17 protein-coding genes and 2 pseudogenes are annotated in these 23369 nt (G+C 69.5%); 9 read left to right on the forward strand and 10 right to left on the reverse strand.

All coding sequences use genetic code 11. From position 1 onward, the window contains the following. Position 1 precedes the first annotated feature (1 nt). From FVE89_RS11185 to FVE89_RS11195, 3 genes are all read left to right on the forward strand, one after another. Positions 2 to 1837, forward strand: a complete 1836-nt coding sequence (locus FVE89_RS11185; protein ID WP_160534097.1) for a sodium:proton antiporter — start codon at positions 2 to 4, stop codon at positions 1835 to 1837. Positions 1838 to 1989: 152 nt separating this feature from the next. Next, positions 1990 to 4215, forward strand: coding sequence for a CHASE3 domain-containing protein (locus tag FVE89_RS11190; RefSeq protein WP_116655279.1), 2226 nt, complete (start codon positions 1990 to 1992; stop codon positions 4213 to 4215). 118 nt (positions 4216 to 4333) lie between these two features. Then, on the forward strand, positions 4334 to 4486 hold the full coding sequence (locus tag FVE89_RS11195; RefSeq protein WP_160534098.1) for a hypothetical protein: 153 nt from the start codon (positions 4334 to 4336) through the stop codon (positions 4484 to 4486). A gap of 32 nt (positions 4487 to 4518) precedes the next feature. Here the strand turns inward: FVE89_RS11195 and FVE89_RS11200 are convergent, their stop codons facing one another. The 5 genes and pseudogenes from FVE89_RS11200 to FVE89_RS11230 all read right to left on the reverse strand — a co-directional run bounded on the left by FVE89_RS11200 (position 4519) and on the right by FVE89_RS11230 (position 12986). After that, positions 4519 to 4893 (reverse strand): response regulator, encoded by a 375-nt coding sequence (locus FVE89_RS11200; RefSeq protein WP_116655281.1) that lies wholly within the window; start codon positions 4891 to 4893, stop codon positions 4519 to 4521. A 100-nt stretch (positions 4894 to 4993) separates the two neighbouring features. After that, a complete protein-coding gene (locus FVE89_RS11205; protein WP_116655282.1) occupies positions 4994 to 6175 on the reverse strand; it encodes an HWE histidine kinase domain-containing protein in 1182 nt (393 codons plus the stop codon). Beyond that, positions 6072 to 7487, reverse strand: a pseudogene (locus FVE89_RS31085) (GAF domain-containing protein); the annotation flags it as partial. The gene FVE89_RS11205 and the pseudogene FVE89_RS31085, both read right to left, overlap by 104 nt. 203 nt (positions 7488 to 7690) lie before the next feature. Beyond that, on the reverse strand, positions 7691 to 11644 hold the full coding sequence (locus FVE89_RS11225; RefSeq protein WP_116655285.1) for a PAS domain S-box protein: 3954 nt from the start codon (positions 11642 to 11644) through the stop codon (positions 7691 to 7693). A 169-nt stretch (positions 11645 to 11813) separates the two neighbouring features. Further along, positions 11814 to 12986, reverse strand: a complete 1173-nt coding sequence (locus FVE89_RS11230) for a YihY/virulence factor BrkB family protein (protein WP_116655286.1) — start codon at positions 12984 to 12986, stop codon at positions 11814 to 11816. Between the two features lie 443 nt (positions 12987 to 13429). Here FVE89_RS11230 and FVE89_RS11235 point away from each other — a divergent pair, with 443 nt between their 5' ends. The 4 genes and pseudogenes from FVE89_RS11235 (at position 13430) to FVE89_RS11250 (ending at position 18017) form a co-directional block, all read left to right on the forward strand. Further along, the gene (locus FVE89_RS11235; protein WP_116655287.1) at positions 13430 to 14314 is read left to right on the forward strand and encodes an NAD(P)H-hydrate dehydratase; all 885 of its coding nucleotides are present in this window, start codon (positions 13430 to 13432) and stop codon (positions 14312 to 14314) included. A gap of 125 nt (positions 14315 to 14439) precedes the next feature. Further along, the gene (locus FVE89_RS11240) at positions 14440 to 16755 is read left to right on the forward strand and encodes a PAS domain S-box protein (RefSeq protein ID WP_160534100.1); all 2316 of its coding nucleotides are present in this window, start codon (positions 14440 to 14442) and stop codon (positions 16753 to 16755) included. A gap of 162 nt (positions 16756 to 16917) precedes the next feature. Then, positions 16918 to 17400 (forward strand): annotated as a pseudogene (locus FVE89_RS11245) (acyl-CoA dehydrogenase family protein); the annotation flags it as partial. Between the two features lie 38 nt (positions 17401 to 17438). Beyond that, the gene (locus FVE89_RS11250) at positions 17439 to 18017 is read left to right on the forward strand and encodes an SAM-dependent methyltransferase (protein ID WP_116655289.1); all 579 of its coding nucleotides are present in this window, start codon (positions 17439 to 17441) and stop codon (positions 18015 to 18017) included. Between the two features lie 49 nt (positions 18018 to 18066). On the opposite strand, the gene FVE89_RS11255 is transcribed toward FVE89_RS11250, so the two are convergent. Beyond that, positions 18067 to 18612, reverse strand: a complete 546-nt coding sequence (locus FVE89_RS11255; protein WP_116655290.1) for a PAS domain-containing protein — start codon at positions 18610 to 18612, stop codon at positions 18067 to 18069. 140 nt (positions 18613 to 18752) lie between these two features. Here FVE89_RS11255 and FVE89_RS11260 point away from each other — a divergent pair, with 140 nt between their 5' ends. Together FVE89_RS11260 and FVE89_RS11265 are read left to right on the forward strand one after the other, a co-directional pair. Next, positions 18753 to 18995: a hypothetical protein gene (locus FVE89_RS11260; protein ID WP_116655291.1), complete on the forward strand. Its 243-nt coding sequence runs from the start codon at positions 18753 to 18755 to the stop codon at positions 18993 to 18995. Between the two features lie 112 nt (positions 18996 to 19107). Next, on the forward strand, positions 19108 to 19392 hold the full coding sequence (locus FVE89_RS11265; protein ID WP_160534101.1) for a hypothetical protein: 285 nt from the start codon (positions 19108 to 19110) through the stop codon (positions 19390 to 19392). 16 nt (positions 19393 to 19408) lie between these two features. On the opposite strand, the gene FVE89_RS31090 is transcribed toward FVE89_RS11265, so the two are convergent. The 4 genes from FVE89_RS31090 to FVE89_RS11280 all read right to left on the reverse strand — a co-directional run bounded on the left by FVE89_RS31090 (position 19409) and on the right by FVE89_RS11280 (position 23171). Beyond that, positions 19409 to 20191: a hypothetical protein gene (locus FVE89_RS31090; protein ID WP_246730632.1), complete on the reverse strand. Its 783-nt coding sequence runs from the start codon at positions 20189 to 20191 to the stop codon at positions 19409 to 19411. Continuing rightward, positions 20143 to 20616 carry a hypothetical protein gene (locus tag FVE89_RS31095; RefSeq protein WP_246730634.1) on the reverse strand — a complete coding sequence of 158 codons (474 nt, stop codon included), beginning with the start codon at positions 20614 to 20616 and terminating at the stop codon, positions 20143 to 20145. Before FVE89_RS31095 ends, FVE89_RS31090 begins: the two co-directional genes overlap by 49 nt. A gap of 738 nt (positions 20617 to 21354) precedes the next feature. Then, positions 21355 to 22023, reverse strand: a complete 669-nt coding sequence (locus FVE89_RS11275; RefSeq protein ID WP_116655294.1) for a uracil-DNA glycosylase — start codon at positions 22021 to 22023, stop codon at positions 21355 to 21357. Then, positions 22020 to 23171: a nucleoside triphosphate pyrophosphohydrolase family protein gene (locus tag FVE89_RS11280; protein WP_116655295.1), complete on the reverse strand. Its 1152-nt coding sequence runs from the start codon at positions 23169 to 23171 to the stop codon at positions 22020 to 22022. Before FVE89_RS11280 ends, FVE89_RS11275 begins: the two co-directional genes overlap by 4 nt. Between the last annotated feature and the right edge of the window lie 198 nt (positions 23172 to 23369).

Raw genomic sequence — 23369 nt, forward strand, 5'->3', positions numbered from 1 at the left:
TATGGAACAAGGTGTGGCGACGGCGGTGTTGTGCATCGTCGCCGGCGGGGTCACCGCGCAGGTCCTTGCCGCCCGGTTCCGCGTCCCGGCCATCGTCCTCCTGCTGGGACTGGGATACCTCGTCGGCCCCGTGCTTGGGCTTCTTCATCCTTCCGAGGCTTTCGGTGCAAACCTTCGCCCCTTGATCGGCCTCGCCGTGGCCGTCGTCGTGTTCGAGGGCGGCCTCGCCCTCGACTTCCGCGAGCTCAGGGCCGCCGGCGCGGGCGTGCTCCGGCTCACGGCTATCGCTTTGCCCATCAACTTCGTGTTGGGCACGCTCGCCGCCCACCTCATCGGCGGCATGCTCTGGGGACCGGCGGCCGTGTTCGGCGCGATTCTGGTGGTGACCGGTCCGACCGTCATCCTGCCGCTGCTGCGCCATGCTCGCCTGGAGCGGCGCTCGGCCGCGTTCCTGAAGTGGGAGGCCATCGTCAACGATCCGGTCGGAGCCATTCTGACCGCCATCGTCATCGAGATCCTGGTCGGCTCGGGTCACCGGTCGGGCGAACAAGCCGTGACCGACCTGGTGCTGCACCTTGCCGAGGGAGCGGTGGCAGCAGCCATCCTGGGTGTCGGCTTTGCATTTCTGGTCGCCTGGGCCTTCAGACGGGATCTCGTCTCCGAGACCCTGAAGACGCCCGTGCTCCTGGCGCTCGCCCTCGTCGCCTATGCCGTGCCGAACCTCCTGATGCACGAGGCCGGGCTGATCGGCGCGACCGTGTTAGGCATCGCGCTGGCCAACCTCCACGTCCCCGGCATCGGGGAGCTGCGGCGGTTCAAGGAAGCCCTCGTCGTCCTCCTGGTCTCCTGCCTGTTCGTCGTCCTCACGGCCGACCTGAACCTCGCGGTCCTCGGCAAGCTGTCCTTGCCGATCCTGGCGTTGACGGCCGCGACGCTGTTCGTGGTGCGACCGGCGTCGATCTGGCTGGCGACCTGGCGCAGCGACCTGACCTGGCGCGAGCGCCTGTTCGTCGGCTGGATCGGCCCGCGCGGCATCGTGGCGGCGGCGGTCGCCGGACTGGCCGGCCCGAGACTGAGCGAGGCGGGCTACGCCGGCGGCGACCTGATCCAGCCGACGGTGTTCGCCGTCATCGTCGCGACGGTGTTCGCCCACGGCTTCTCGCTTGCGCCGCTCGCGCGTCGGCTTGGGCTCTCGGTCGCGGCCGACGCGGAGCGCCTGGCCATTGTGGGCGCCTCGCCCTGGTCGAGCGACCTCGCCGTGACGCTCCACCAGGCCGGCGTTCCGGTGCTTCTTGTCGACACCTATCCCGGAGCCCTGCGCGCGGCCCGGTCCGCGGGCGTGCCGACGCTGCAGGCCGAGCTTCTCTCGCGCCACGCGGAGGAGGGCTTGGCCGATCAGCCGCCGGATTACCTGCTCGCGGCGACCCGGGACGAGCTCTACAACGCCTTGGTCTGCACCCGGCTCGGCCCCGAGCTCGGGCGGGAGCGGGTGTACCAGCTGGCGCCCTCGGCCAACCACCTCCTGCACGCCGAGACCGGCGTGAGCCGGGACCTGCGCGGCAAGGTGCTCTCGGACGGCGGTCTGGACTTCGAAACCCTGGCCGAACGGCATGGCGCCGGCTGGCGCTTCTCGGTCGCGCCCGCCGGCGCAGGGGATGTTCTGGCCAACCCGTGTCTACTGGTCATCCGGTCCGGCGGCCGCCTCGACTTCCTGTCGCCTGAGCACGAGCTCGGCGAACCGGAGCAGGGTGACAGGCTGGTCCTGCTGTCGGCGCCCTGCAGGGACACCCGGCCAGCGTCCGATGCTCGGTCCCGCGCCGATGCACTCACCGGCTAGGCGGTCCAACGCGCCCGACGTCCGCAATTCACCCGCAATCGTGCCGCATCGCCCCGGCCTGCCCACTTGGCCGCCGCGACCGAATCCCTGAAGCCACGTGCATCGGCGACGTCACCGCGGCCGTCGGTGGGCACGGCACGGACACGGTGAGCATGAGCCAATATCTCGTCAGGCGCGCCAACGTCCTCGTCCTCGTCGTCCCACTCGTCTTCCTCAGCGTGATCGGGGTTGTCAGTTGGGAGCGGCTCAACGCCTCGCGCGACGCCCGCGAATGGTCGCAGCACAGCTACGCCGTGCTCTCCACGATGAAGGACCTCGCCATCGCGCTGCGCGACGCGGAGCGCGGACAGCGCGGCTATCTCCTCACCGGCCGCGACGAGTACCTGGGCCCCTACCACGCCGCCCGCGACCGTCTCGGCCTGCTCCAAGGCGAGCTCCAGAAGCTGACCGCCGACAACCCCGCCCAGCAGGGGCGCCTGCGCGCCCTCTCGCCGGCTGTCCAGCACAAGCTGGAGGAACTCGCGCAGACCGTGCAGGCCCGCCGCGACGGCGGCCTTGAGGCCGCCTTGCGCATCGTCAACACCGACGAGGGTCGGGGCCACATGCGCGCGGCGGAAACCGTGCTCGCCGCCATGCTCACCGACGAGCAGCGATTGCTCGATGAGCGCCTCGCCCAGAATGACGCCCGCGCCGCGTGGGTGCGTTGGCTCGTCATCGCCGGCTCGGCGCTCGCCGTCCTGACCCTGCTCTGGGCCGCCCGCCTCCTCAATCAGGCCTGGTCCCGCTCCTACGAGACCGAGGCCGAGCAGCGGGCGCTGGCGCTGCGCCTGCGCACCACCCTCGACAGCCTGAGCCAGGGCGTCGCGGTGTTCGGGCCCGACCGCACGCTCGCGAGCTGGAACGAGTGCTTCGTGGTCCTGCTCGACCTGCCCAAGGCCATGCTGCGCCCGGGCACGACCTACTCCGCCTTCGTCGAGCACACGAGCGAGCCCGACCGACCCTCCCTTGAGACCGAGGACCAGATCCGGCACGGGAGACGAAACCCGCGCGAGGCGGTCACCTACGAGCGGGAGCGCGCCGACGGGCACCACTTGGAGATCCGCCGCACGCCGATGCCGGATGGCGGCTTCGTGCTCACCATCTCGGACATGACCAAGCGCGCCCAGGCCGAAGGCGTGCTCCGGGAAGCCCAGAAGATGCAGGCCATCGGGCAGCTGACCGGGGGCATCGCGCACGACTTCAACAACCTGCTCCAGGTCATCCTCGGGAACCTGGAGTTCGTCCGCGCCAAGCTGACGGACGACGCCAGGCTGCAACAGCGGATCGAGCGCGCGGCGTGGGCGGCGCAACGCGGCGCGACCCTGACCGGCCAGCTCCTCGCCTTCGCGCGCAAGCAGCCGCTGGCGCCGGCCGCCATCGACCTCGCCGCAACCATGCCGGACCTGATCCCGCTGCTCCGCCGCACGCTCGGCGAGCACATCGAGGTGCGCTACGTCGAGACGGCGGGCCTATGGCCGGCGATGGCCGACCCGGCGCAGCTGGAAGCCGCGGTCCTGAACCTGGCGCTGAACGCGCGCGACGCCATGCCGGGCGGCGGCAGGCTCACCATCGAGCTCGGCAACAAGGTGCTGGACGAGGAGTATGCGCGCGACCACGCCGAAGTCGTTCCCGGCGACTACGCCCTGGTGGCTGTCTCCGACACCGGCCACGGCATGACGCCGGAGGTGGTCGCTCGGGTGTTCGAGCCGTTCTTCACGACGAAGCCGGACGGCAAGGGCACCGGGCTCGGCCTCGCGATGGTGTTCGGCTTCGTCAAGCAATCCGGCGGGCACGTGAAGGTCTACTCGGAGCCCGGCGAGGGCACAACGGTGAAGATCTACGTGCCGCGTGCTGTCGGGGCGGCCGCCGCGGCTCCGCGCACCGGCGCGCCCGTCGAACTGCCGCGTGGCACGGGCACGGTCCTGGTCGTCGAGGACGAGGCGGCGGTGCGCGAGATCGCCTGCGCGATCCTCACCGACCTCGGCTACCGGGTGCTGGAGGCGGCCGACGGCGAGGAGGCCATGCTGGTGTTCGGGGCGAACACGGCCTCCGTCGACCTGCTGCTCACCGACGTGGTGCTGCCGGGAAAGGTGCGGGGACGCGAACTCTCCGAACGGGTCCGCATGGTGCGCCCCGAGGTGAAGGTGCTCTTCATGTCCGGCTACACCGAGAACTCCATCGTGCACCACGGCCGCCTCGACGACGGCGTCCAGCTCATCGGGAAGCCGTTCAAGCGCGAGCAACTCGCTCGAAAGGTCGCGGAGGTCCTCGGAGCCCCAATCACCGCTCCGGAAGGCTCCGGCAAGGTGGTGGAGCTCAGGCCGAAGCGGGATACCTAAGGCGGACCGGCGCACCTGCAAGCGCGGGACGCGTCACCGGTCCGCAGGCTATGCTGGCCCCATGGTCGCCGAGGAAACCGAGCTCGCAATGGTCAGGCGACACCTCCGAGAGGGCGGCATGAACGTCGCCCGGCAGACGGCGCTGGTCGACCGCCTGAGGGCGGAGAACCTTCCCGTCGCGGAGGCCGAGGCCCTGCTCGCCACCTTCGAGGACCGCCAGCGCCAGCACGAGGCCCATCTGGCGAGGGCAGAGGCCGAACGCGGAACGTAGGGCGCTCGCCGGGCAGGCGGGGGACACGTCCGTCACGGCAGCGCCCGGACGGCGTCGAGGAGCTGGGACTGCCTGTAGGGCTTGGGCAGGAAGCGCCCGTCGTCGGGCGGGTCCTCGTCCCGCAGTGCGAACCGTCCCGAGGTCACGAGGAGCCGGATGTGCGGCCAGCGCTCGGCTACGCGCCCGGCGAGCGCCAGCCCGTCCAGCGTGCCCGGCATGTCGATGTCGGTGAACAGCAGGTCGACTTGCGGCTCGCGCTCAAGCATCCCCCATGCCTCGTCAACCGTGTGCGCCTTCATGACGTCGAAGCCGGCCTCCTCCAGCATGTCGACCGCGACCATGCGGATGATCGGTTCATCCTCAACGACGAGTACGGCAGGGCGTGCGGTGGTCGTTCGGTGGGACATCCGGAAATGGCCAGGGTGAGATGGGGCGCTTCGTGACGGGCAGGTCGGGCGGTGCGTTTCAGCTTGGCAGCAGATTGCGTAGCCGCGACCGATTACGGCTTCAGCCCTCGTCCTGGAAGTTGCGCAGGGGTGCCTCGACCGCGCAGGTGACCCCTGTCGGCGCGTAATCCAGCGAAAGGACGCCGCCGACCTGGCCGATCAGGCCGCGCTCGATCAGGCGCGTCCCGAAGCCCTTGCGGGCCGGCGGCTCGACTGGGGGACCGCCGCGCTCGCGCCAAGTAAACCGCAGGGCCGGGCCGGTGTCAGGCGCAGAGACGGACCGGGACAGGTCGACCTGCCCGTCCGGGACGGAAAGCGCGCCGTACTTCACGGCGTTGATGGTCATCTCGTGCAGCATCAGCGCGAGCGAGAGCGCCGCCTTCGCGCCGACCTCGATTTCGGGGCCGTCGACCCGCACACGCTGCGACGCCCCCTCCAGAACGCCGATGCCCTCCCGGACGACCGCCGCGAGCGAGGCGCGTTCGGCAACGCCGCCGAGCAGGATGTCGTGCGCCTTACCGAGCGCGATCAGGCGTCGGGAGAGCACCTCGCGCGCGTCGTCCACGTCGGTGGCGCCCCGTAGGGTCTGGGTCACCACGGCCTGCACCATGGAGAACAGGTTTTTCATGCGGTGCGAGAGCTCGTGGTTAAGCAGGCGCTGCCGCTCCTCGGCCCGCAGCCGGGCGACGCCGACCTCGACGCGGTCCGCCACCGCTCGCATGAATTCCAGCTCCTGTGCGGTCCATGTCCGGGGCACGCGGTCGTGCACGAAGAACAGCGCCACGGTCCTCCCACGCTCGCGCAGCGGGGTATCGACGAAGGCCGCTAGGTCGATTTCCTGCAGCGCTCGCACGAACGAGGCGGTGCGCGGATCGGTTGCCACGTCGTGCACCACCAGGGGCTCGCCCCGCATGAAATCATGGTGGAAATCGCCGTAATCGGCGAAGCGGTGGAGGCCGGCGATGCTCGCCTGACCCGGCGCCGTCCAGTCCGGCTCGATGGTCACGTGCTCGCCCGTCGCGTCGAGGCCGCCAAAGCCGGCGCGACTTGCGCCCAACGCGGTGCCGGCGACCGTGGCCGCCGCCCGCGTCACCTCGGCAACCCCGGTCAGGTCGCAGTCGGTCCCCGAGCTCCAGCAGAACGCCCTTGTACCGCTCGCTTTCGGCCAACGCGTCCCGGTCTGCCCTCTGCCCGGTGATGTCGCGGGCCACGCCGACGAAGCGGATCGGTCGGCCGGCCTCATCGTATTCGAGCTCGCCCTTGCGGGCGATCCATCGCAGTTCCCCCGTGTCGGGCCGGCGGATGCGGTACTCCACGTCCCGCGGGGCCTGACCGCTCCGCCGCGTTTCCGCCGTCGAGATGAGGTGCGCATCCTCGGGGATGATGAGGTGCTCGAAGGCCGTGGAGGGGTAGCTGTCGCGCGGAGGCAGGCCGTAGAGACGGCAGAACTCGGGCAAGGCGTGCAGGATGCCGTCCAGCCCGTTGGCGAACACGCCGACGCCGCCAGCCTCTTGCGCCCGGCGCAGCCGGGTCTCGGCCTCGCGCCGGGCAGCGGCCTCGCCGATCTCGGCGAGGCCGGCCGACACGGTGCCGGCGGGAACCTGGGCCAGCTTGAGGTCCAAGGCGGTGAAGGCGCTGCGCCGGCTTGATTAGCTTCAGCACCCCGATTGCCTCACCGGCTCGCCTGACCGGCACCAGCGCGCAGGAGCGCAGGCGAAGGGAGGCGACGAGATCCCGCTTGACCCGGGGGTCCTCCAGAACGTCGGGCACCAAAATGGGCTCGCCGGAGAGCAGGCATGCCCCTGCGAGGCTGTTTCGCAGCGGAAGCCGCAGGCCGGCGTGGACCACGAGCACGCCCTTGGTGGCACGGTAGACCAGCTCCTCGCCGTCCAGCGTCTCGATGACGGCACCCTCGGCATGCGGCACGGCCACCATCGCGCCCACGACCAAGGCGTCCAGCATGGCCCCGATGTCGCCCTTGGCCACGGACATGGCGGCCTGGGTGCGGATCAACTCCTCGCTCCGGTCGAGCAGACGCCGCTGCTCGGCCAACGCGCGGCGTAGCTCCATCTGCGCCATGACCTGGTCGGCCAGCGCCCGCAGGGACTCGGCCTGCCCCGCCGTCAGCCCGGACGGGCGCGGAGCGACGTCGATGACGCAGAGGCTCCCCAGCGCCTTGCCGCCCGGCGTGCGAAGGGGCGCGCCTGCGTAGAACCGGATGCGGGGCCCACCGGTGACCGGGGGGTAGCCCGGGTGCGCGGATCGCGGCTCAGGTCGGGGATGACGAGCAGGTCCGGCTCGACGAGTGCGTGGGCGCAGACGGAAGCGTTCAGGTCCGTCCCGCACTCCGGGAAGCCGAGGCGTGCCTTGAACCACTGGCGGTCGCCGGCGACGAGGCTGACCAGGGCCACCGGATTCTCGCAGTTGTTGCGGGCGAGCAGGACGATATCGTCGAAGTCCTTCTCCGGGGCGGTGTCGAGGATGTCGTAAGCGGCCAGGGCCGCGAGCCGGGTCGGGTCGACCAGGGTATCCAAGGCGGGTGCAGATACGGTCATGGAGAGGCCGGCGCTACGGGGCCCCGCGCGGAACCGACGGGCGCGGAGCGTCTGGGATATACGGCCATGCGTCGCCCATTCGCTTCGTTCAGGCAACGCTTGACCCTGTCCCGATAGCGCGAAATCGGCGCGCGGTGCAGCTTATGCCGGCGCCAGATGCCGAGAAGGCACGGGATCCTCGACCGGTCGCCATCGCGGGGCCGTTAGGATGCCGCGATCAGATCCTTGATGCGCGTGGCCAGCGCCTCCATCACGAATGGCTTGGTCAGCACCGCCATGCCGGGCTCAAGGTGGCCGTTGCCGACCGCCGCGTTCTCCGCGTAGCCGGTGATGAACAGCACCTTCAGGCTCGGGCGGTTCACGCGCCCGGCATCGGCCATCTGCCGGCCGTTCATGCCGCCGGGCAGGCCGACATCGGTGACCAGCAGGTCGATGCGCACGTCCGACTGCAGCACCTTCAGCCCGGCGGCCGCGTCCGCCGCCTCGATGGCCGTGTAGCCGAGATCCTCCAGCACCTCGGTGACCAGCATGCGGATGCTCGGCTCGTCGTCGACGATGAGCACCGTCTCGCCCTGCTCGGCGCGCGGGGCCGAAGCGAGGTCCGGCATTCCCTCGATGTCCTCCGCGTTGCCGTAGTGGCGCGGCAGGTAGATGCACATGGTCGTGCCCTGGCCGACCTCCGAGTAGATCCGCACCTGCCCGCCCGACTGCCGGGCGAACCCGTAGATCATGGACAGGCCCAGGCCGGTCCCCTCTCCGATGGGCTTGGTCGTGAAGAAGGGGTCGAAGGCGCGCGCGACGACCTCCGGGGTCATGCCGGTGCCGGTGTCGGTGACGCACAAGGACAGGTACTGGCCCGGCGGCAGGTCGCGCTCTCGCGCCGCACGGTCGTCGAGCCACTTGTTGGCGGTCTCGATGGTGATGCGACCCCCCGCCGGCATGGCGTCGCGCGCGTTGATGCACAGGTTCAGCAGCGCGTTCTCAAGCTGCGGCGGGTCAACGAGCGCCGGCCAGAGGCCCGCCGCCCCAACCACCTCGATGTGGATGGCGGGCCCGACAGTCCGGCGGATCAGCTCCTCCATGCCGTGGACGAGGGCGTTCACGCTGGTCGGCTTAGGGTCGAGCGTCTGCCGCCGCGAGAACGCCAGCAGCCGGTGGGTGAGTGCGGCCGCGCGCTTGGCCGCACCTTGGGCCGCCGTCATGTAGCGGTCGAGGTCGGTCAGGCGGCCCTGGCTCATGCGGGTCTGCATCAGCTCCAGTGAGCCGGAGATGCCGGTAAGCAGGTTGTTGAAGTCGTGGGCGATGCCGCCTGTGAGCTGGCCCACCGCCTCCATCTTCTGCGATTGCCGCAGAGCCTCCTCGGTCCTGGCGAGCGCCTCGGCGGCCTCCTTCTCGGCCTGCACGTCGCGACCGACCGCGTGGATGAAGCTCTCGTCCGGCACCGCCGTCCAGGATAGCCAGCGGTAGCTGCCGTCCTTATGCCGGTAGCGGTTCTCGAAGCGCGGGATGACAGAGCCGACGGAGAGGTCGCCGGCCGCAGCCGCGGTGGAGGCCGCGTCGTCCGGGTGCACCAGGTCCATGAAGGAGCGCCCGATGAGTTCGGCTTCGCTCCAGCCGAACAGAACGGTCCAAGCCGGGTTCACCGCGACGATGGTCCCGTCGAAGCGGGCCACCAGCATGACGTCGGTCGAGAGGCGCCACATTCGGTCGCGGTCGCGCGTGCGTTCCTCGACCTGCTCCTCCAGCGTGGCGGCCAAGTGCTCCAACTCGGCGGTGGCCCGCTTCCGGTCGTCGATGTCGGTGTTGGTGCCGACCCAGCGCAGGATCCGGCCGGCATCGTCGCGCACCGGCTCGCCCCGGACCAGGAACCAGCGGTAGGCGCCATCGGCGCGGCGCACCCGGTACTCGGTCTCGTAGACGAACTCGGCGGCGCGAGCCTGGGCCCAGGCGGCCGTGACCGGTCCCACGTCGTCCGGATGGACGATGCGGGCCCAGGCATCGGTGCCGAGCAGGCTGCCCTTCGGCTCGCCGCAATAGGCGTAGAACTGGTCGTTGAACCAGTACAGCGACCCGTCCGGGTATGCGGCCCAGACCTGGTTCGGAATAGCCTGCGCGAAGACCCGGAACTGCTCCTCGCTCTCGCGCCGGCGCGCCTCGGCGCGGAAGCGCTCGATGGCGGCGCGGGTGCGCTCGGCGACGTCGCGGACGAAGGCGAGCTTGTCGGTGCGCCAGTCGCGGACCTGCCGGTCGTGCAGGAAGAACACCGCCACGATGCGCCCACGCTCCATCACGGGCACGTTGATCAGGGCCCGGGCGCCGATGGCGAGGAGGGGACCCGGGTTGCCGGCGGTCCGCGGGTCGGCGGTGACGTCCCGGATTACGACCTCCTGTCCTAGTTCCAGGCCCGCGCGGACATCGCCGTAATCGGCGAAACGATGGCGACCGGCGACGCTCGGAATGCCCGGCGCCGTCCAGTCGCGCTCGATCTCGACGTGCTCCAGCGTCTCGTCGACCGTGCCGTATCCGGCGCGGTCGAGACCCAGCGTGCGCGCCATGATCTCGGCCCCGGCCGCTGCCATCTCGGCGGTGTCCCGGCATCCCTGGAGGCGGTCGCCTATGGCGATGAGGGCCGTACGGAAGGATTCCTGCCTGCGGCGCTCCGTCAGGTCGCGCGTGACGGTGCCGTAGCCGGTGACGGTGCCCGCCGCGTCACGGACCGGGAAGATGGTGTAGTGGACCGGGACGGCGGCGCCGGTCGAGAAGTTGCGGAACGAAAGGTCGCCTTCCCAGAAGCCGGCCTCGCCCACGGCGGGCAGGACCTCGTCCGCCACCGTCGGCCTGTCCCCGGGCTCGAAGTAGTCCTTTATGGCATAGCGGCGCACCTCCTCCAGGCTCTCCAACCCCACGAGCCTGCGACCGGCCTCATTCAGGAACTCGGCCTTCCCTCCCAGGTCCGCTATGCCGATGAAGTCGCTCGATTGCTCGACGAGGGCAGCAAGCTGGCGTGCCTGCGCTTCGGCAACCCGGGCCTCGGTGATGTCGAGCACGGTTCCGACGAAGCGCATGGGCGCGCCATCCCGGAAGACGGTGTTGCCCCGTGCGGCAAGGGTGCGTTCCACACCGCCGCGCCGGCCGACGACGCGGTACTCGATGTCGAAACCCTCGGGCGAGCCGATGGCGGCCCGGACGGCTCGGTCGGTCCTCTCTCGGTCGTCCGGATGCACCCCGGGCAGGAAGGCGCCTTCGTAGGAGACCGGGTCGTCGTCCGAGAGCCCAAACAGGGCGCGGGTACGCGCGTCCCAGGTCAGCGTGCCGGTGACGAGGTCGTAATCGTAGGTGCCGGTGCCAGCCGCCTCCAGGGCGAGCCGGAGCCGGTCCTCCGCCACCTGCAGGTCGGCCCTTGCGCGGTGGCGCTCGGCGATGTCGGTGACCATGACGAAGATGCCGTCGAGGACCCCATCCGCGGTCCGGCGCGGGATGTAGCGGATCTCCGATTGGCGGGTGGCGCCGTCCCGGTACGGCATCAGCGCGTCGAAGGTGACCTCCTCCCCGGCCAGGGCCCGTGCCATGAAGGGCAGCCGCGCCCGGTAGACCTCCTCGCCGACGACGTCGCGCATGGGGCGGTCGAGGATCTCGCCGGCCGGGAGACCGAACCAAGTCTCATAGTGACGGTTCACGAAACGGTAGACGTGGTCCTTGTCGATGAAGGAGATCAGCACCGGCAGCGCGTCGGTCACGACCTGAAGTTCGTCGCGGCTCCGCCGCGTCGCCCCCTCCGTGTCTGTGGCCTCGGTGCGGTCGCGCAGGATCTTGAGGAAGCCCAGGTCGCCACCGGCCGGCGAACGCAGGGGCATCATCTCGCCGTTGGCCCAAAAGTGCGAGCCGTCCTTGCGCATGTGCCAGCGCTCGTCGGCCACGCGCCCCGTCTGCAAGGCGCATCGCATCTCGGTAGCGGGCCGATCAGCTGCCTGGTCCTCGGGGGTGAAGAAGCTCGCCGCCGGCTGCCCGACCATCTCTTCGGACGACCAGCCCAGGATGCGCTCGGCGCCCGGGTTCCAGGCGGTGACGCGCCCTTCGTGGTCGGTGGTGATGATGGCGAGGTCGACGGCGCTGTTGAAGATCGCCTGGCATATGGCCGGGGTCGGCTCGCCGCGCATGGGTCGAGAGGAGGTGTTCAAGGCAAGGTTACGCGGAGTGTTCGAGGAGAAGGCGGGCGACCGGCGAAGGTGGAAGCCGCTTGCCTGTTATTTGAGGCGAGCCGTAGGCCAACCCATCCGGTTACGCAGTTGCCATGGGCCGGACCGCGTCCCGGGCTGGCGTCCGCAGTCAAGCGGACGCAGCGACGGTATCCGCCATGCGGGCCTGCCGCGCGCCGAGAGGCTTCCCGCCGCCGACCGTGGTGTCGCGGGCTGTCTGATGCTCCATCTCGGCGTTGAGTTCGGCCCCCAGCAGCACCACCGTCGTGGACAGCCAGATCCAGGTCATGAACCCGATGGCAGCGCCCAGCGAGCCGTAGGTCTCGTTGTAGCTGCCGAAGTGGGCCACGTACCAGGAGAACAGGCCCGACGCGACGAGCCACAGCGTGCCGGCCACTGCGCTGCCCCAGGTCACCCAGCGCCATTTCGGCTTCCGGCGGCTGGGGCCGAAGCGGTAGAGCACCGCCAGGCTGCCGATCACGAGGAGCAGCAGGGCCGGGAATCGAAGCAGGGCGATGTACCAAGCCTTTTGGTCGAGCCCGAGCATCTGCAGCGCGGCCGGCACCACGACGATGCCGGTGAGCGCCAGAACGACGAACACCAGCGCGCCGAGCGTGAAGGCCAGCGACTGCAGGTTCAGCATGACGAAGGAGCGCTTCTCCTCCTCCTCGTAGGCGATGTTGAGCGCGTCGAAGACCGCCTTCATCCCGCCGTTCGCACTCCAGAGCGAGATCAGGATGCTGACGATGGCGGTGAGGCCGAGCGCCGTGTCGCCCTTGTCCACCAGCCGCTTCACCTGGCCGCCGACGATGTCGATGGCCCCGTCCGGCAGGATGCCGCGCAACTCGTTCAGGTGCGCGTTGATCGTGCTGGGGTCGGACACCGCGCCGTAGATGGAGACGAGCGCCGCGATGGCCGGGAACAGGGCCAGGATGGCGTAGAAGGTGACGCCGGCCGCGACCAGCAGGATGCGGTCGTTTGAGAACTCCCGGTAGAGGCGCAGGGCGATGTCCTTCCAGCCCTTGGCCGGGATCTCGGACGGCGTGTCCGCCTGGCGGCCGCGTTCCGGCTCACGCTCGGCCACGTGCTCGGCCGCCGCGCCCTCGTGCGAGACGGGTTCGTCCTCAGAGCCGAGTTTGCGGTCGCCCTTTCCGGATCCGCTCGCAATGCGAGAGGGGCCTCCGCGTCGCCTCGGGAGGGCGACCAGGCCGACAAGCGCAACGCCCAGGAAGGCGGTCCACAAGGTCGGGGAGGTCGGCGTTGTGGCTGCAGGGGAAGGAGGTGGAGCGGGCTGGTCCGTCATGGCTCATCGAGACGCAGGGCACGCGGGCGGCCCTGGGGCATCGTCACAACGGGAATGGACACGCTTTGGTGCCAGTCGGTCGCCGAAATTCTGCTTCCCGATGCGGCCTCCGGGGGGAAGCGGTCGTTCGCACGGGGCCGCAATATCCAGGGCCCGGACCGTTCAGCCGCGGCAGGCCAGGGGCCCGGCCGCCCCGACGACTGTGCCTGCGCGATGGACGACCTGACCTCACGCATCCGGCACATGATGGAGGCATGACGCAGGCAGGCCCGTGCACGGGGCGCTGCGATGACCGGGCGGGAACGCGGCCGTCACCACCCGTGAACTTGGCCGCGCGAGGGCAGCACCGGCAAGCTGGCGCTCGTGCGCTACAACTTCGTGGCGCCCGTCGCCGAGGCCGGGGCGCCGGTCACCTCCGAACCCGACGCGAACGTGGCCGCCCGATGACGCACGAGGTCCTCACCGCGGAGAGCCTCAAGGCGTTCCCGCTTCCGGTGCCGCACGAGGGCAGCAAGGACGAGCGCGGCAGCGCACTTGTGCTTGGGGGCTCCAGGTCGGCCCCGGGTGCCGCCCTGCTGGCCGGCGTCGCCGCCCTGCGGGCGGGCGCGGGCAAGCTCAAGATCGCCACCGTCGAAAGCAGGGCCGGCCGCATGGGGCTGGTGGTGCCCGAGGCCATGGTCATCGATCTTCCCGAGACACCGGCGGGCGGCGTCGACGGCGCGCGCGGCACGGACTGCCTGCTCAAGGTGACGAAGGGCTGTGACGCGCTCTTGGTCGGCCCCGGGCTGGTCGAGGACGAACCGACCACGAAGCTGGCCGTGGACCTGCTGGAGGCGCTGCCGGATGCGTCCTCCATCCTCGACGCCGCCGCGGTCTGTGGCCTGGGCGCTTATGCTGAAGCCGTCCGCCGGCACGAGGGCCGTATGGTGATCACGCCGCATGCCGGCGAGATGGCGCAACTGCTGGGCCGCGGTCGGGAGGAGGTCGAGGCGGACCCACTCGACGCTGCGTTGAAGGCGGCCGACCTGCTGGGAGCCGTGGTGGTGATGAAGGGCGCCAAGACCTGGATCGTGGACCCGCAGGGCGCGCGTTGGCTCTATGAGGGCGGCGGCCTCGGCCTCGCGACGTCCGGTTCGGGGGACGCCCTGGCCGGCATCGTCGTCGGGATGCTCGCGCGCGGTCTGGAGCCGTTGGCCGCGGCGCTGTGGGGCGTGTTCCTCCACGGGGAGGCCGGCAGGCGCCTGGCAGCCTCCGTCGGCCCGGTCGGGTTCCTCGCCCGGGAGCTCCCCGGCGAGGTGCCGCACCTGCTCCGCGAGACGGCGGCCTAGGGGCCCGAATCCGATCCCTGGTACCCACTCGTGGAGGCCGTTCAGGGTGGCAAGCGGTTTTGGGGCTGTCGCCCGAAAGCCGACCTCGGGTTGCGCATCGGCGCAGCGCCATGCTCACTCGACGGATGGATGAGCGTACGACCATCGCCGATCTCGAACGTCGGCTCACAGAGAGCGAGACGCGGCACCGCCTCCTGATCGAGAGCTGGGTGCAGGCAGTGTGGGAGACGGATGCCCAGGGCGTCGTCGTCGCCGACAGCCTGAGCTGGCGCGCCTATACAGGGCAGGCTCTGGAGGAGTGGCTCGGCTACGGCTGGTTGGACGCGATCCATCCGGAGGACCGCGCCTACGCCGAGCGGCAATGGCGGGAGGCGGTCGCCGCGCATGGCCTTGTCAACGCCGAGTTCCGCCTTCGCGCGCCCGACGGAGGGTGGCGCTGGACCAATGTCCGCGCCGCTCCCGTGTTCGACGCGGGAGGAAACATCGAGAAGTGGGCCGGCATGAACATCGACATCGACGCCAGTAAGGGCGCCGAGGCGCGGTTGCGCGAGAGCGAGGAGCGCTACCGGACGGTATTCGAAGTGATCGACGAGGGCTTCTGCGTCGTCGAGCCGATCCATGACGCGGACGGAAACGCGACGGACTACCGCATCATCGAGGTGAACCCGGCGTTCGAGCGGCAGACGGGCCTCACGGACGTGACGGGCCGGCTCGACTCGGAAATCGCAGGAACCGAGCCGCGGTGGATCGAACTCTATGCTGAGGTCGCGCGAACTGGCGAGAGCAGGCGGCTTCAGGATTATCACGAACCTACGGGCCGTTGGTACGACGTCCACGTCGGTCGACTGGGCGACACGACCAAACCGCGCGTCTCGATTGTCTTCACCGACATCACCGCACGCAAGAAGGCCGAGACGGCGCTGCGCGAGAGTGAGGAGCGGCAGGCGTTCCTGCTCAAGCTGAGCGACGCCCTCCGGCCGCTCGCGGATGCGGTCGAGATCCAGTCCACCACGACCCGGCTGCTCGGCACGCACCTTAACCTCGACCGGGCGATGTACGCCGAGGTCGATGGCGAACTCGGCAACGAGTCCGGAACGATCCGCGGTCAGTACGTGCGGCCTGCCAATGGCGGCCTGCCGTCGGTCACCCCGTTCCCGGAGCGGTTCGCCTATCGCCCCTACGGCGAGCGCACGATGCCGGGGCGCTATCGCGGTGACCTCCTGGTGGTCGCCGACATCGACGCCGTCCCTGGCTTTGACGTGTGCGAGCGGGCTGCTTGGGCTGCGGCCAACGTGCGGGCCGCCATCGTTGCGCCGCTCGTCAAGGGCGGGCGACTGGTGGCCGAGTTCGGCGTGCACAGCGCGATGCCGCGTGCGTGGACCGACCACGAGCTATCGCTTGTTCGAGAGGTGGCCGAACGCACCTGGGCAGCGGCGGAGCGTGCCCGCGCCGAAGCGGCGATGCGTGCGGGCGAGGAGCGGCTGCGAATGTTCGGTGATGCCTCGTCCGACGTCCTCTGGATCCGCGATGCCGAGACCCTGCGGTGGATCTACCTGACGCCAGCCTTCGAGACGATCTACGGCCTCGACCGAGACACGGCGCTGCGCGGCGACAACATAACGGGCTGGCTCGACCTGATCGTACCCGAGGACCGTCAGACCGCTCTCGATGCCATCGAAAGCGTGCGCATGGGGCAGCGCGTTGCCTTCGAGTACCGCATCCGCCGCCCGGGCGACGGCGCAGTCCGCTGGGTGCGCAACACCGACTTCCCGATGCGCGATGCGGCCGGGCGGGTGTGCTGGCTCGGCGGCGTCGGGCGCGACATCACTGAGGAGAAAGTGTCCGCCCAGCGTCAGGAAGTGCTGGTCAACGAGCTGCAGCACCGTGCTCGCAACCTGCTCGGCGTGGTCAGTGCCGTGGCGAGCCGCACGATGAAGCAGGGCGGCGCAGTCGAGGCGTTCGAGGAGCGTCTGCAGGCGCTCAGCCGGGCTCAAGGCCTGCTCAGCCAGCAGGGCAGCGACACCGTCGAAGTCGGAGCCCTTGTCCGCGCCGAGCTCGCCGCGCATGCACAGGAAGGATCGGTGCGGGTACGCGTCGGTGGTCCGGAGGTGAAGCTCACGGCGCGGCAGGTGCAGAACTTCGCCCTGGCCCTGCATGAGCTGACCACCAACGCCGTGAAGTACGGGGCGCTCAAGGACGACCACGGCTGGCTCTCGGTCACTTGGGATGAGGTGCAGGACAGGCGTGGGCGGACGCGCCTGACGCTGAGCTGGACTGAGAGCGGGGTGGCCGTGGGGCCGCAGGCGGTGACGCGGCGCGGCTACGGCACCGAGCTGATCCAGGAGGCGCTCGCTTACGTGCTAGAGGCTGATGTCGAGTACGAACTGAGCTCAGACGGCGTGCGCTGCCGGATCGAGATGCCGGTCGGCCAACCTGAGTGAACGGGGATCTGTGCAGCTCGGTTGGCCTCAGGGAGATGCCTGCGCGAGGAGTGTTTACGCCCGACCCTGCCCTGCCGCTCGATGGCCGTCGCGTCCTCATCATCGAGGACGAATACCTCATCGCCATGGAGGTGAAGCGCTGGCTGCAACGAGCAGGCGCCAATCCTGGGCGCTTGGGACGACTACCACCGCCAGCCGACGTTCTCGGGCGGTGCTTCGCGCTTCGCGGCGGTGCAGCTCGGCGGCATCGAGGCGGTGTTCTACGCATGGCGGAGGCATCTCGCCGAGACCGGCCGAGGCAGTGACCCGCACCAGCTCGCACGCCTCGGCGAGGGTGCCATCGCGGTCGAGAGCGCGCGAGGCTGGGTCGAGCGTGCGGCCCGGACCGTTACCGAGGACGAACTCACCCCCGAGCGCATTGTCGCCTTCGTCAACTTGGCCAGGTTGGCCATCGATCGAGCTGGCATAGAAGTTCTGCAACTCGCCCACCGCTCCGTCGGCTTACAGGGCTTCCTGCGCGAGCACCCCCTGGAGCGGCTCTCGCGCGACCTCACCACCTACCTGCGCCAGCCCGCGCCGGACCGGGCGCTCACGACGGCGGCCGCCGAGATCCTGGAAGCCCGCGGCGCTGCGGGAGATCTGTTCGAGGCGGGAGCCGCGCGACGACCCGGTACGTCCATTCCCTGCCGGCGAGCTACTTCGACGAGCGCTACGCCGAAAACCCGGACCCCTGGGAGTTCGAGACCAGCGACTACGAGCGGGCGAAGTACGCGGCCACTCGCGCCGCGCTGCCACAGGCTCGGTACGCTTCCGCGCTGGAGGTCGGCTGCTCCATCGGCGTACTGACCGAGGCGTCTGGCGAGCGGTGCGATGCCCTCGTGAGCCTCGACCTGGCCGAGCGCGCCCTGTCGCGGGCGCGCGAGCGGTGCCGGGACTTGTCGCATGTACGTTTCGAGCTCGCGCAGGTGCCCGGACAATGGCCGGGGAACTCGTTCGACCTGATCCTGCTGTCGGAGGTCGTCTACTACCTCGATGCAGGGGACCTAACGCGCTTGGTGGACCGTGTCCAAGGCTGTCTTCGGCCAGGCGGTGACGTGGTGTTGGTTCATCGGACGGGTGAAACGCATTATCCGCTCACCGGAGACGAGGCCGCTGAACGCTTCATCGATGGCACGCGAGCGTTCCTGCGTGTCTTCGGCCAGTCCAGGACGGACAAGTACCGGCTCGATGTGCCGGCTCGCCACGAAGACGCGCGGCCCTAGGCTTCAGCTTGACGGCGGGACGCTCGGAACAGGTCTTGAGTGCGACCGGTCAATGTAGGAGGCCAGATGCATCCCTCTGGGCTTCCTGACGCGCAATCTCGCGCCCGACGTCGCACAGGGCATCATCGATCTGGGGCAGGAGCCATTCGGCGGCATCGACGGCCGACGAGCGGGCTCTCAACAGGTGGTCCGCGAGCAGGTCGAGCTTCGACATGGGTGCGAACTCGCCTGTCGGTTGCACCACCCGGTAATGGCGCAGCTCCGCGCCCGCTATGAGGTCCTGCCCGCTCTCCAGCCTGCTGACGATGCCGAGAAAGCCGATGAACGCCGCGCCTTTCGGGGCGAACGAGGGGGCGGCCGCACCTGCCACCCACATGTGGTCGCCGGTGTATCGCCGCAGCCGGTAGCGCAGCGTGAAGGTGCATCGGTGCTCGAAGGCTTGCAGGAACGCGCCACATATCATGTCCCGCTCTTCGGGATGCACCGCCTCCAACCATCCGAGGCCTAAGCTTTCCGATGGCGGCTGGCCCGTGACGGCGGACCATTCCTCGCAAATGTAAGTGACGCATCTATCGAGTTCCGCGGCCCAGATCATGGCGACGTCTCCCTTCCGGTGGCAGAATTAACCTGCCGGAGGAGGCTGTCCATCCCGGAAGCCGGTAGTCCGGCGCGCCTCAGATTGCCCGCATTTGGAGAATTTTCTTTTACAGGAAGACCAACGCCAAGCTTGAGCCGATGACTTCGCGTCCGCTATCCGGCACCGAAACCGGTCGCCTTCTACTGGAGCGGATCGCGGCTGCGCTCGATCTCCCGGTGGGCATGTTCCTCGACGTCGAGCCCGAGGGGGGGCCGACGGAGCAAGCCGGCAGCACGCTCGCCGAGCAGCTCCTGGTCTTGGCCGACCTCTTCAAAAGGATCGACGACCCGAAGGTACGAGGCGAATGCCTCGATTTCGTGCGGAAACGACTGGAGCGATGATGAGACCCCGGTGACGGGGATTATTGCGGCGCACACCATGAATGCCGATGAACGATTTCACGTGTCCCGGCGTTGATCGACGTAGAACGCTTTATATCCTGGAGAAACGCCCATGTTGACGCGGACACTCAGCCTCGCAACGCTGTTTTCGCTTGCTCTTTCAGGGTCTGTCTTTGCGCAGACGCCCGCCGGCGGCGGTCGTACGGAAGTCAATATGAACAATCCCGGCAGCGTGAAGAGCAATTCCGAAAAGGCCGCGGAACGGACGGGCTCGACGGGTTCGGGAATGGCTCCGGGCACCAGTGGCGGCCCTCGCGTCAGCACGCCCGGCGCCCCGGCCGGCAGCAGCATGGGGAACGGGGCGACCGGCAGTGGCGCGGCGCCGAGCGGCAAGTAGCCTAGAGCGCCCTGCATCATGACGATGGCGCGGCGTCCGCCTTTGACGTCGCCCGGCCAAGGCGGCACTCTGAACCGTCCTCACGAGGGACACCCGCCGGCCCGGTCCGAGCAGACCCCCGGCCTAATGGGTCGGGCCGGTGGGCCTTGTTGACGCCTGGCTGTTCTGGACCTCCCCGGCCCACGCAGGGCGGTTCGGATTGGCGGCTTCGCCGGGGAGTGCAGGGGACAGCCGGGAGTTGGTTGAGTAAGATTTCGAGGGTAGCGGGTGCCGCGTAGCGTTCCCCGGAACGCGTTACATGTCCGGGGCACGAGGCAGAGGCCTCAGCGCCGCCGGGCGGCCCTGGCGTCGCGGGCCACGGGCGGTCTTTCCGTGATCCGCCGGCATGCGGGCCCATGCGGCGTCGGTCGTGCTCGATGGCGAACACGTGGGCGTAGAGGTTGGCCAACCAGCCGCGCCCCTCGACCGTCAGGTCTGAGAAGCAGGCCGCGTCCCTGATGACCGGCTCGACCTTCGCCCAGAAGAACGCCGGGTAACGCTCTGCCAGGTCGGCCGGGCTGCCGTATCCCAGCTGGCGGTCGAGGCCGACTTCGGCGAACTCGTGGAACAAGGCGTTCAGCTTGCGCGGGTAGAGCGGGTCGCCGAGTTGCCCGATCAGGTCCGCGGCTCGCAGCCGGCCCGCTTCCGTGCCGGTCTCGCGGTGCTCGTCGTCCTCCGGCACGGGAAAGCGGGTCAGCTCGATGGCACGGATCACCCGTCCCGCGTCGACGAGGTCGTGCGTGCCGAAGCGTTCCCGCACCGCCAGCTTCGAACGTTCGATGTGGTAGGGCGCCCACGCCGCTTCCGAGGCGCCGCGCGACGGCTCACGGTCGTGCCCTGCGCGTCGATGACGAAGGCGTTCGCCCGGTCGCCCGAGCAGACCCCGCGCACGTAGCCGATGTCGTGGTAGAGGGCGGCCACGATCATGTGCAGCCAGTCCTCCGGCGTGACGCCCTGCTGCAGGAAGCGCCCGCGCAGTTTATCCTGGGCGACGAGGGTGACGAGGGTCGTATGGTCGCCGTCGTGGTAGAGCGCGTCGCTGCCGACGGTGCCCTCGATCATGAGGCGCGCGGAAGCCTCGATGATTTCGGCGTAGCGCGGGTCACGGCTGCCGAAGGTGTGTCGGTAGGTGAGCGCGGGGTGCTCGCCCAGGGCGTTGGCCACGACCTTCGTCATATCGAACATGACAGGCACCTGGCGTCGGGACGGGACGCCGGCGTGCGGTGGTGCGCCTGCCGGCTCGGAGTGACTTATGTGGGCCTGTGAGTATCCCGCACCCTCGCCGCCGGTATGCGCCACCCTCCCGCAGGAAACAGGGGCAACGCTCCTGATGAAGGTACCGATTCGTTCGTCAGAAGGCCACCGGGCGAGTTGACCGGGTTTCCCCGTGAGTTTGGCAAGCCTAGCCCCGATGCGGTCCTGCCAAGCCTGCAAATCCAACGGCCGGTAAGCCCCCTTTCGCTAGGGAGCGCTTCCTGCGGGCACGCTGGATCGATGCTCATGACATAGCGGTCGTGAAACCTGGCGGCCACGGTTCAGGCCGACGGCAGGGAACTCGGCGGCGCCATCGATAGGCCGGCGCCGCAGGGGAAGACGAGGCGCCCGGCTTTCATGGAGGCAGCAATCGCGCACGAACCGCCGCGTCCAAACCGCCCCCTTCGTCCGCCGGATCTTCGCCAAGGCGATAGACCGAAGGCACGCCTGAGGTAAAGCAAGGTGATCCGGCTTCCCGTTGCCCGCCCCTAGGGTTCACCGGTGCGTCGCACCCTGGAAGTCTCGCCGGCATAGGTGCGCGTGACCGCCGGGGCGATGGGAAGGTTCGAGGCGTCTCATCCCGGGCCAGCATACGAACACGTGCTGGTGCATCATGCCTGACCTGGAGGGCCGCCAGACCAACGCCGGGAAGATCCGGCTGCGGTTTCCTTACGGCAGCGTGAGTTGCACCGCGTGCGGAGCTCTGGCGGGTAGGCCGTACAACTCGCCCATTCGGGCGATGAACTCGGTCTGCCCTCCGTAGCTGGGGTGGCGGACCCGCTCGGCCTTCATGCCCAAGTCCGCCAGGGCCGCCTCCGCGTCCCTGCCAATGGCGACCAAGGCTCTGGGCCGCAGTTCCGACACGAGCCATTCGAGGAGGTGGCGGGACGCCTGCCGTTCCCGACGGGTGTGGCAGCGATTGGACAGCGGGTCGCCCGACGCGTGCGGATGGAGCGGGAAGACGTTCCAGAGGAAGATCGGACGCCGCAGGTCCCGGAGAACCTGCCAGATCACCGTCGCCGTGCGCTCGGTCATCGCGGGCCCGCGGGTGGCGCGCGCGAGCGGCAGCTGTCCGTAGAGACCGGCATGGGCGGAGAGGTGGGCCTCGTCCGTGAGCGCCAGCCCCGTGCGCCGCCCGCCGCGGTACCCGAGGTCGCGCGCGATCCAGATCGAGTCGACACCTCCGGCGAGCGCCGCCTCCAGGACGAGGCGCAGGTTCTCCCGCCGGACCTGAGGCGCATCGACGCCGTCGTGGTCCGGGCAGGCCTCGGCGTAGGGGTTGAAGGTGTCGCTGAAGCGAAGCGCCGCGAGGGCCTCGATGAAGGCGCCAGGTGTCATGTCGGCAGGTCCTCGACCAGCATCTTCCGCCCGACCAGATCGAGACGAAGGCGCCCGCGGCGCTTCTCCCGCAAGAAACGAAACGCTTCGTTACCGGCGAGGATGGCCTCTTCCCAAAGCCAGAGCGGGCAGGCCTCGACCTCGTAGCCGCGCACGAATTGCCTCACCGATTTCAGGAAGGCGAAGCCTAGGTCGCCCGGGCGCTGACCTTCGAAGAAGCCGAGCTGCTTCGCCTCACCGAAGACGAAGGTCGCCACGCCCTCCTCGATCAGGATCGCGCGCGCCCCGTCCTGCCCCTCGTCGACGCGGGCCTCGCTTTTCCTCTTCAGGCGGAACAGCGCGCGCGTCACCGGCGACCAGCCGAGGACGGCGGCGTAGGCATAGTGGAAGGCGTCGTGGAACCGGTAATCGTCCGGCTTCATGATGTTGTCGGTCAGGCGATCGCCGATGAAGATGCCGTTGCATCGCTGCACGACGTACCGCCTGTCGTTGCCGCCGGTGCGCTCGAAGATGTCGATGGTCAACGCGCGGGGCAGGCGTTCCTCGTCCGGGAACGCCTCGTCGAACAGCGGCGGGGCCACGCGCGTCGCCGGCCAACGGTCCTCGGCCTTCGCGAGGTTGCGCATGGCGGCCTGCTCCAGGGTGACGCCGGCCTCGTTCGCGGCCGCGACGAGAAGGCCGAACACCGCGGAGAGACGCTCCGGGAGGTCCGGGCTTCCCGCGAGGTCGCCCCGCGCCCCTAGCGCGGCCAGCCGGCCCACGGCCCCGGCCAGCTGTAGCAGGGTGTGCTCGAAGGCGACGGTCGGGACGTGCAAAGGCAAGGCGCGCTGCGGCTGCACGTCCGCGAAGGTCGGCTCGGGTCCCCCGGCGACGTCGCGGCCGGCGAGATCCCCCAAGCGCAGCCCGGCGTGATCGGCGATCACCGCCAGGTACCAGAGCGCGTCGCCCATCTCCTCGACGACGCTCGCCTCGTAGCCGAGATAGGACCGCGCGTCGCGCTGCTTCTTCTTGGTCTCGCTCAGCAGGCTGCCCGTCTCGCCGAAGAGGCCGAGCACGGCCAGGTCGAGGCCGGTGCCCTTCCCGCGCGTCCGGTCCGTCCGGATCGCCCCGGCTTGATAACCGTTCAGGCTAAGCGGCGCCGTATCCATGTCCCCTCCCCGCTCCGGGTTGGCATATCCTCAGGTTGCCATCGTCGGACCTTTTCGGCGCTCAGTCCAGGGTGCCGGTGCCCACACACGCCGCGGCGGAATCACCCTTGCCATACCGGCCGCGGCTGACCACCTAAACTTTAGTAAGCCAGGCTCCCGGGCGAAATGCGCGACGGAAGGACCTGGGCATTGGGGAGA

Origin of the sequence: Methylobacterium sp. 2A (genome assembly GCF_009806555.1) — a bacterium.
In the GTDB taxonomy this organism is placed as follows: Bacteria; Pseudomonadota; Alphaproteobacteria; order Rhizobiales; family Beijerinckiaceae; genus Methylobacterium.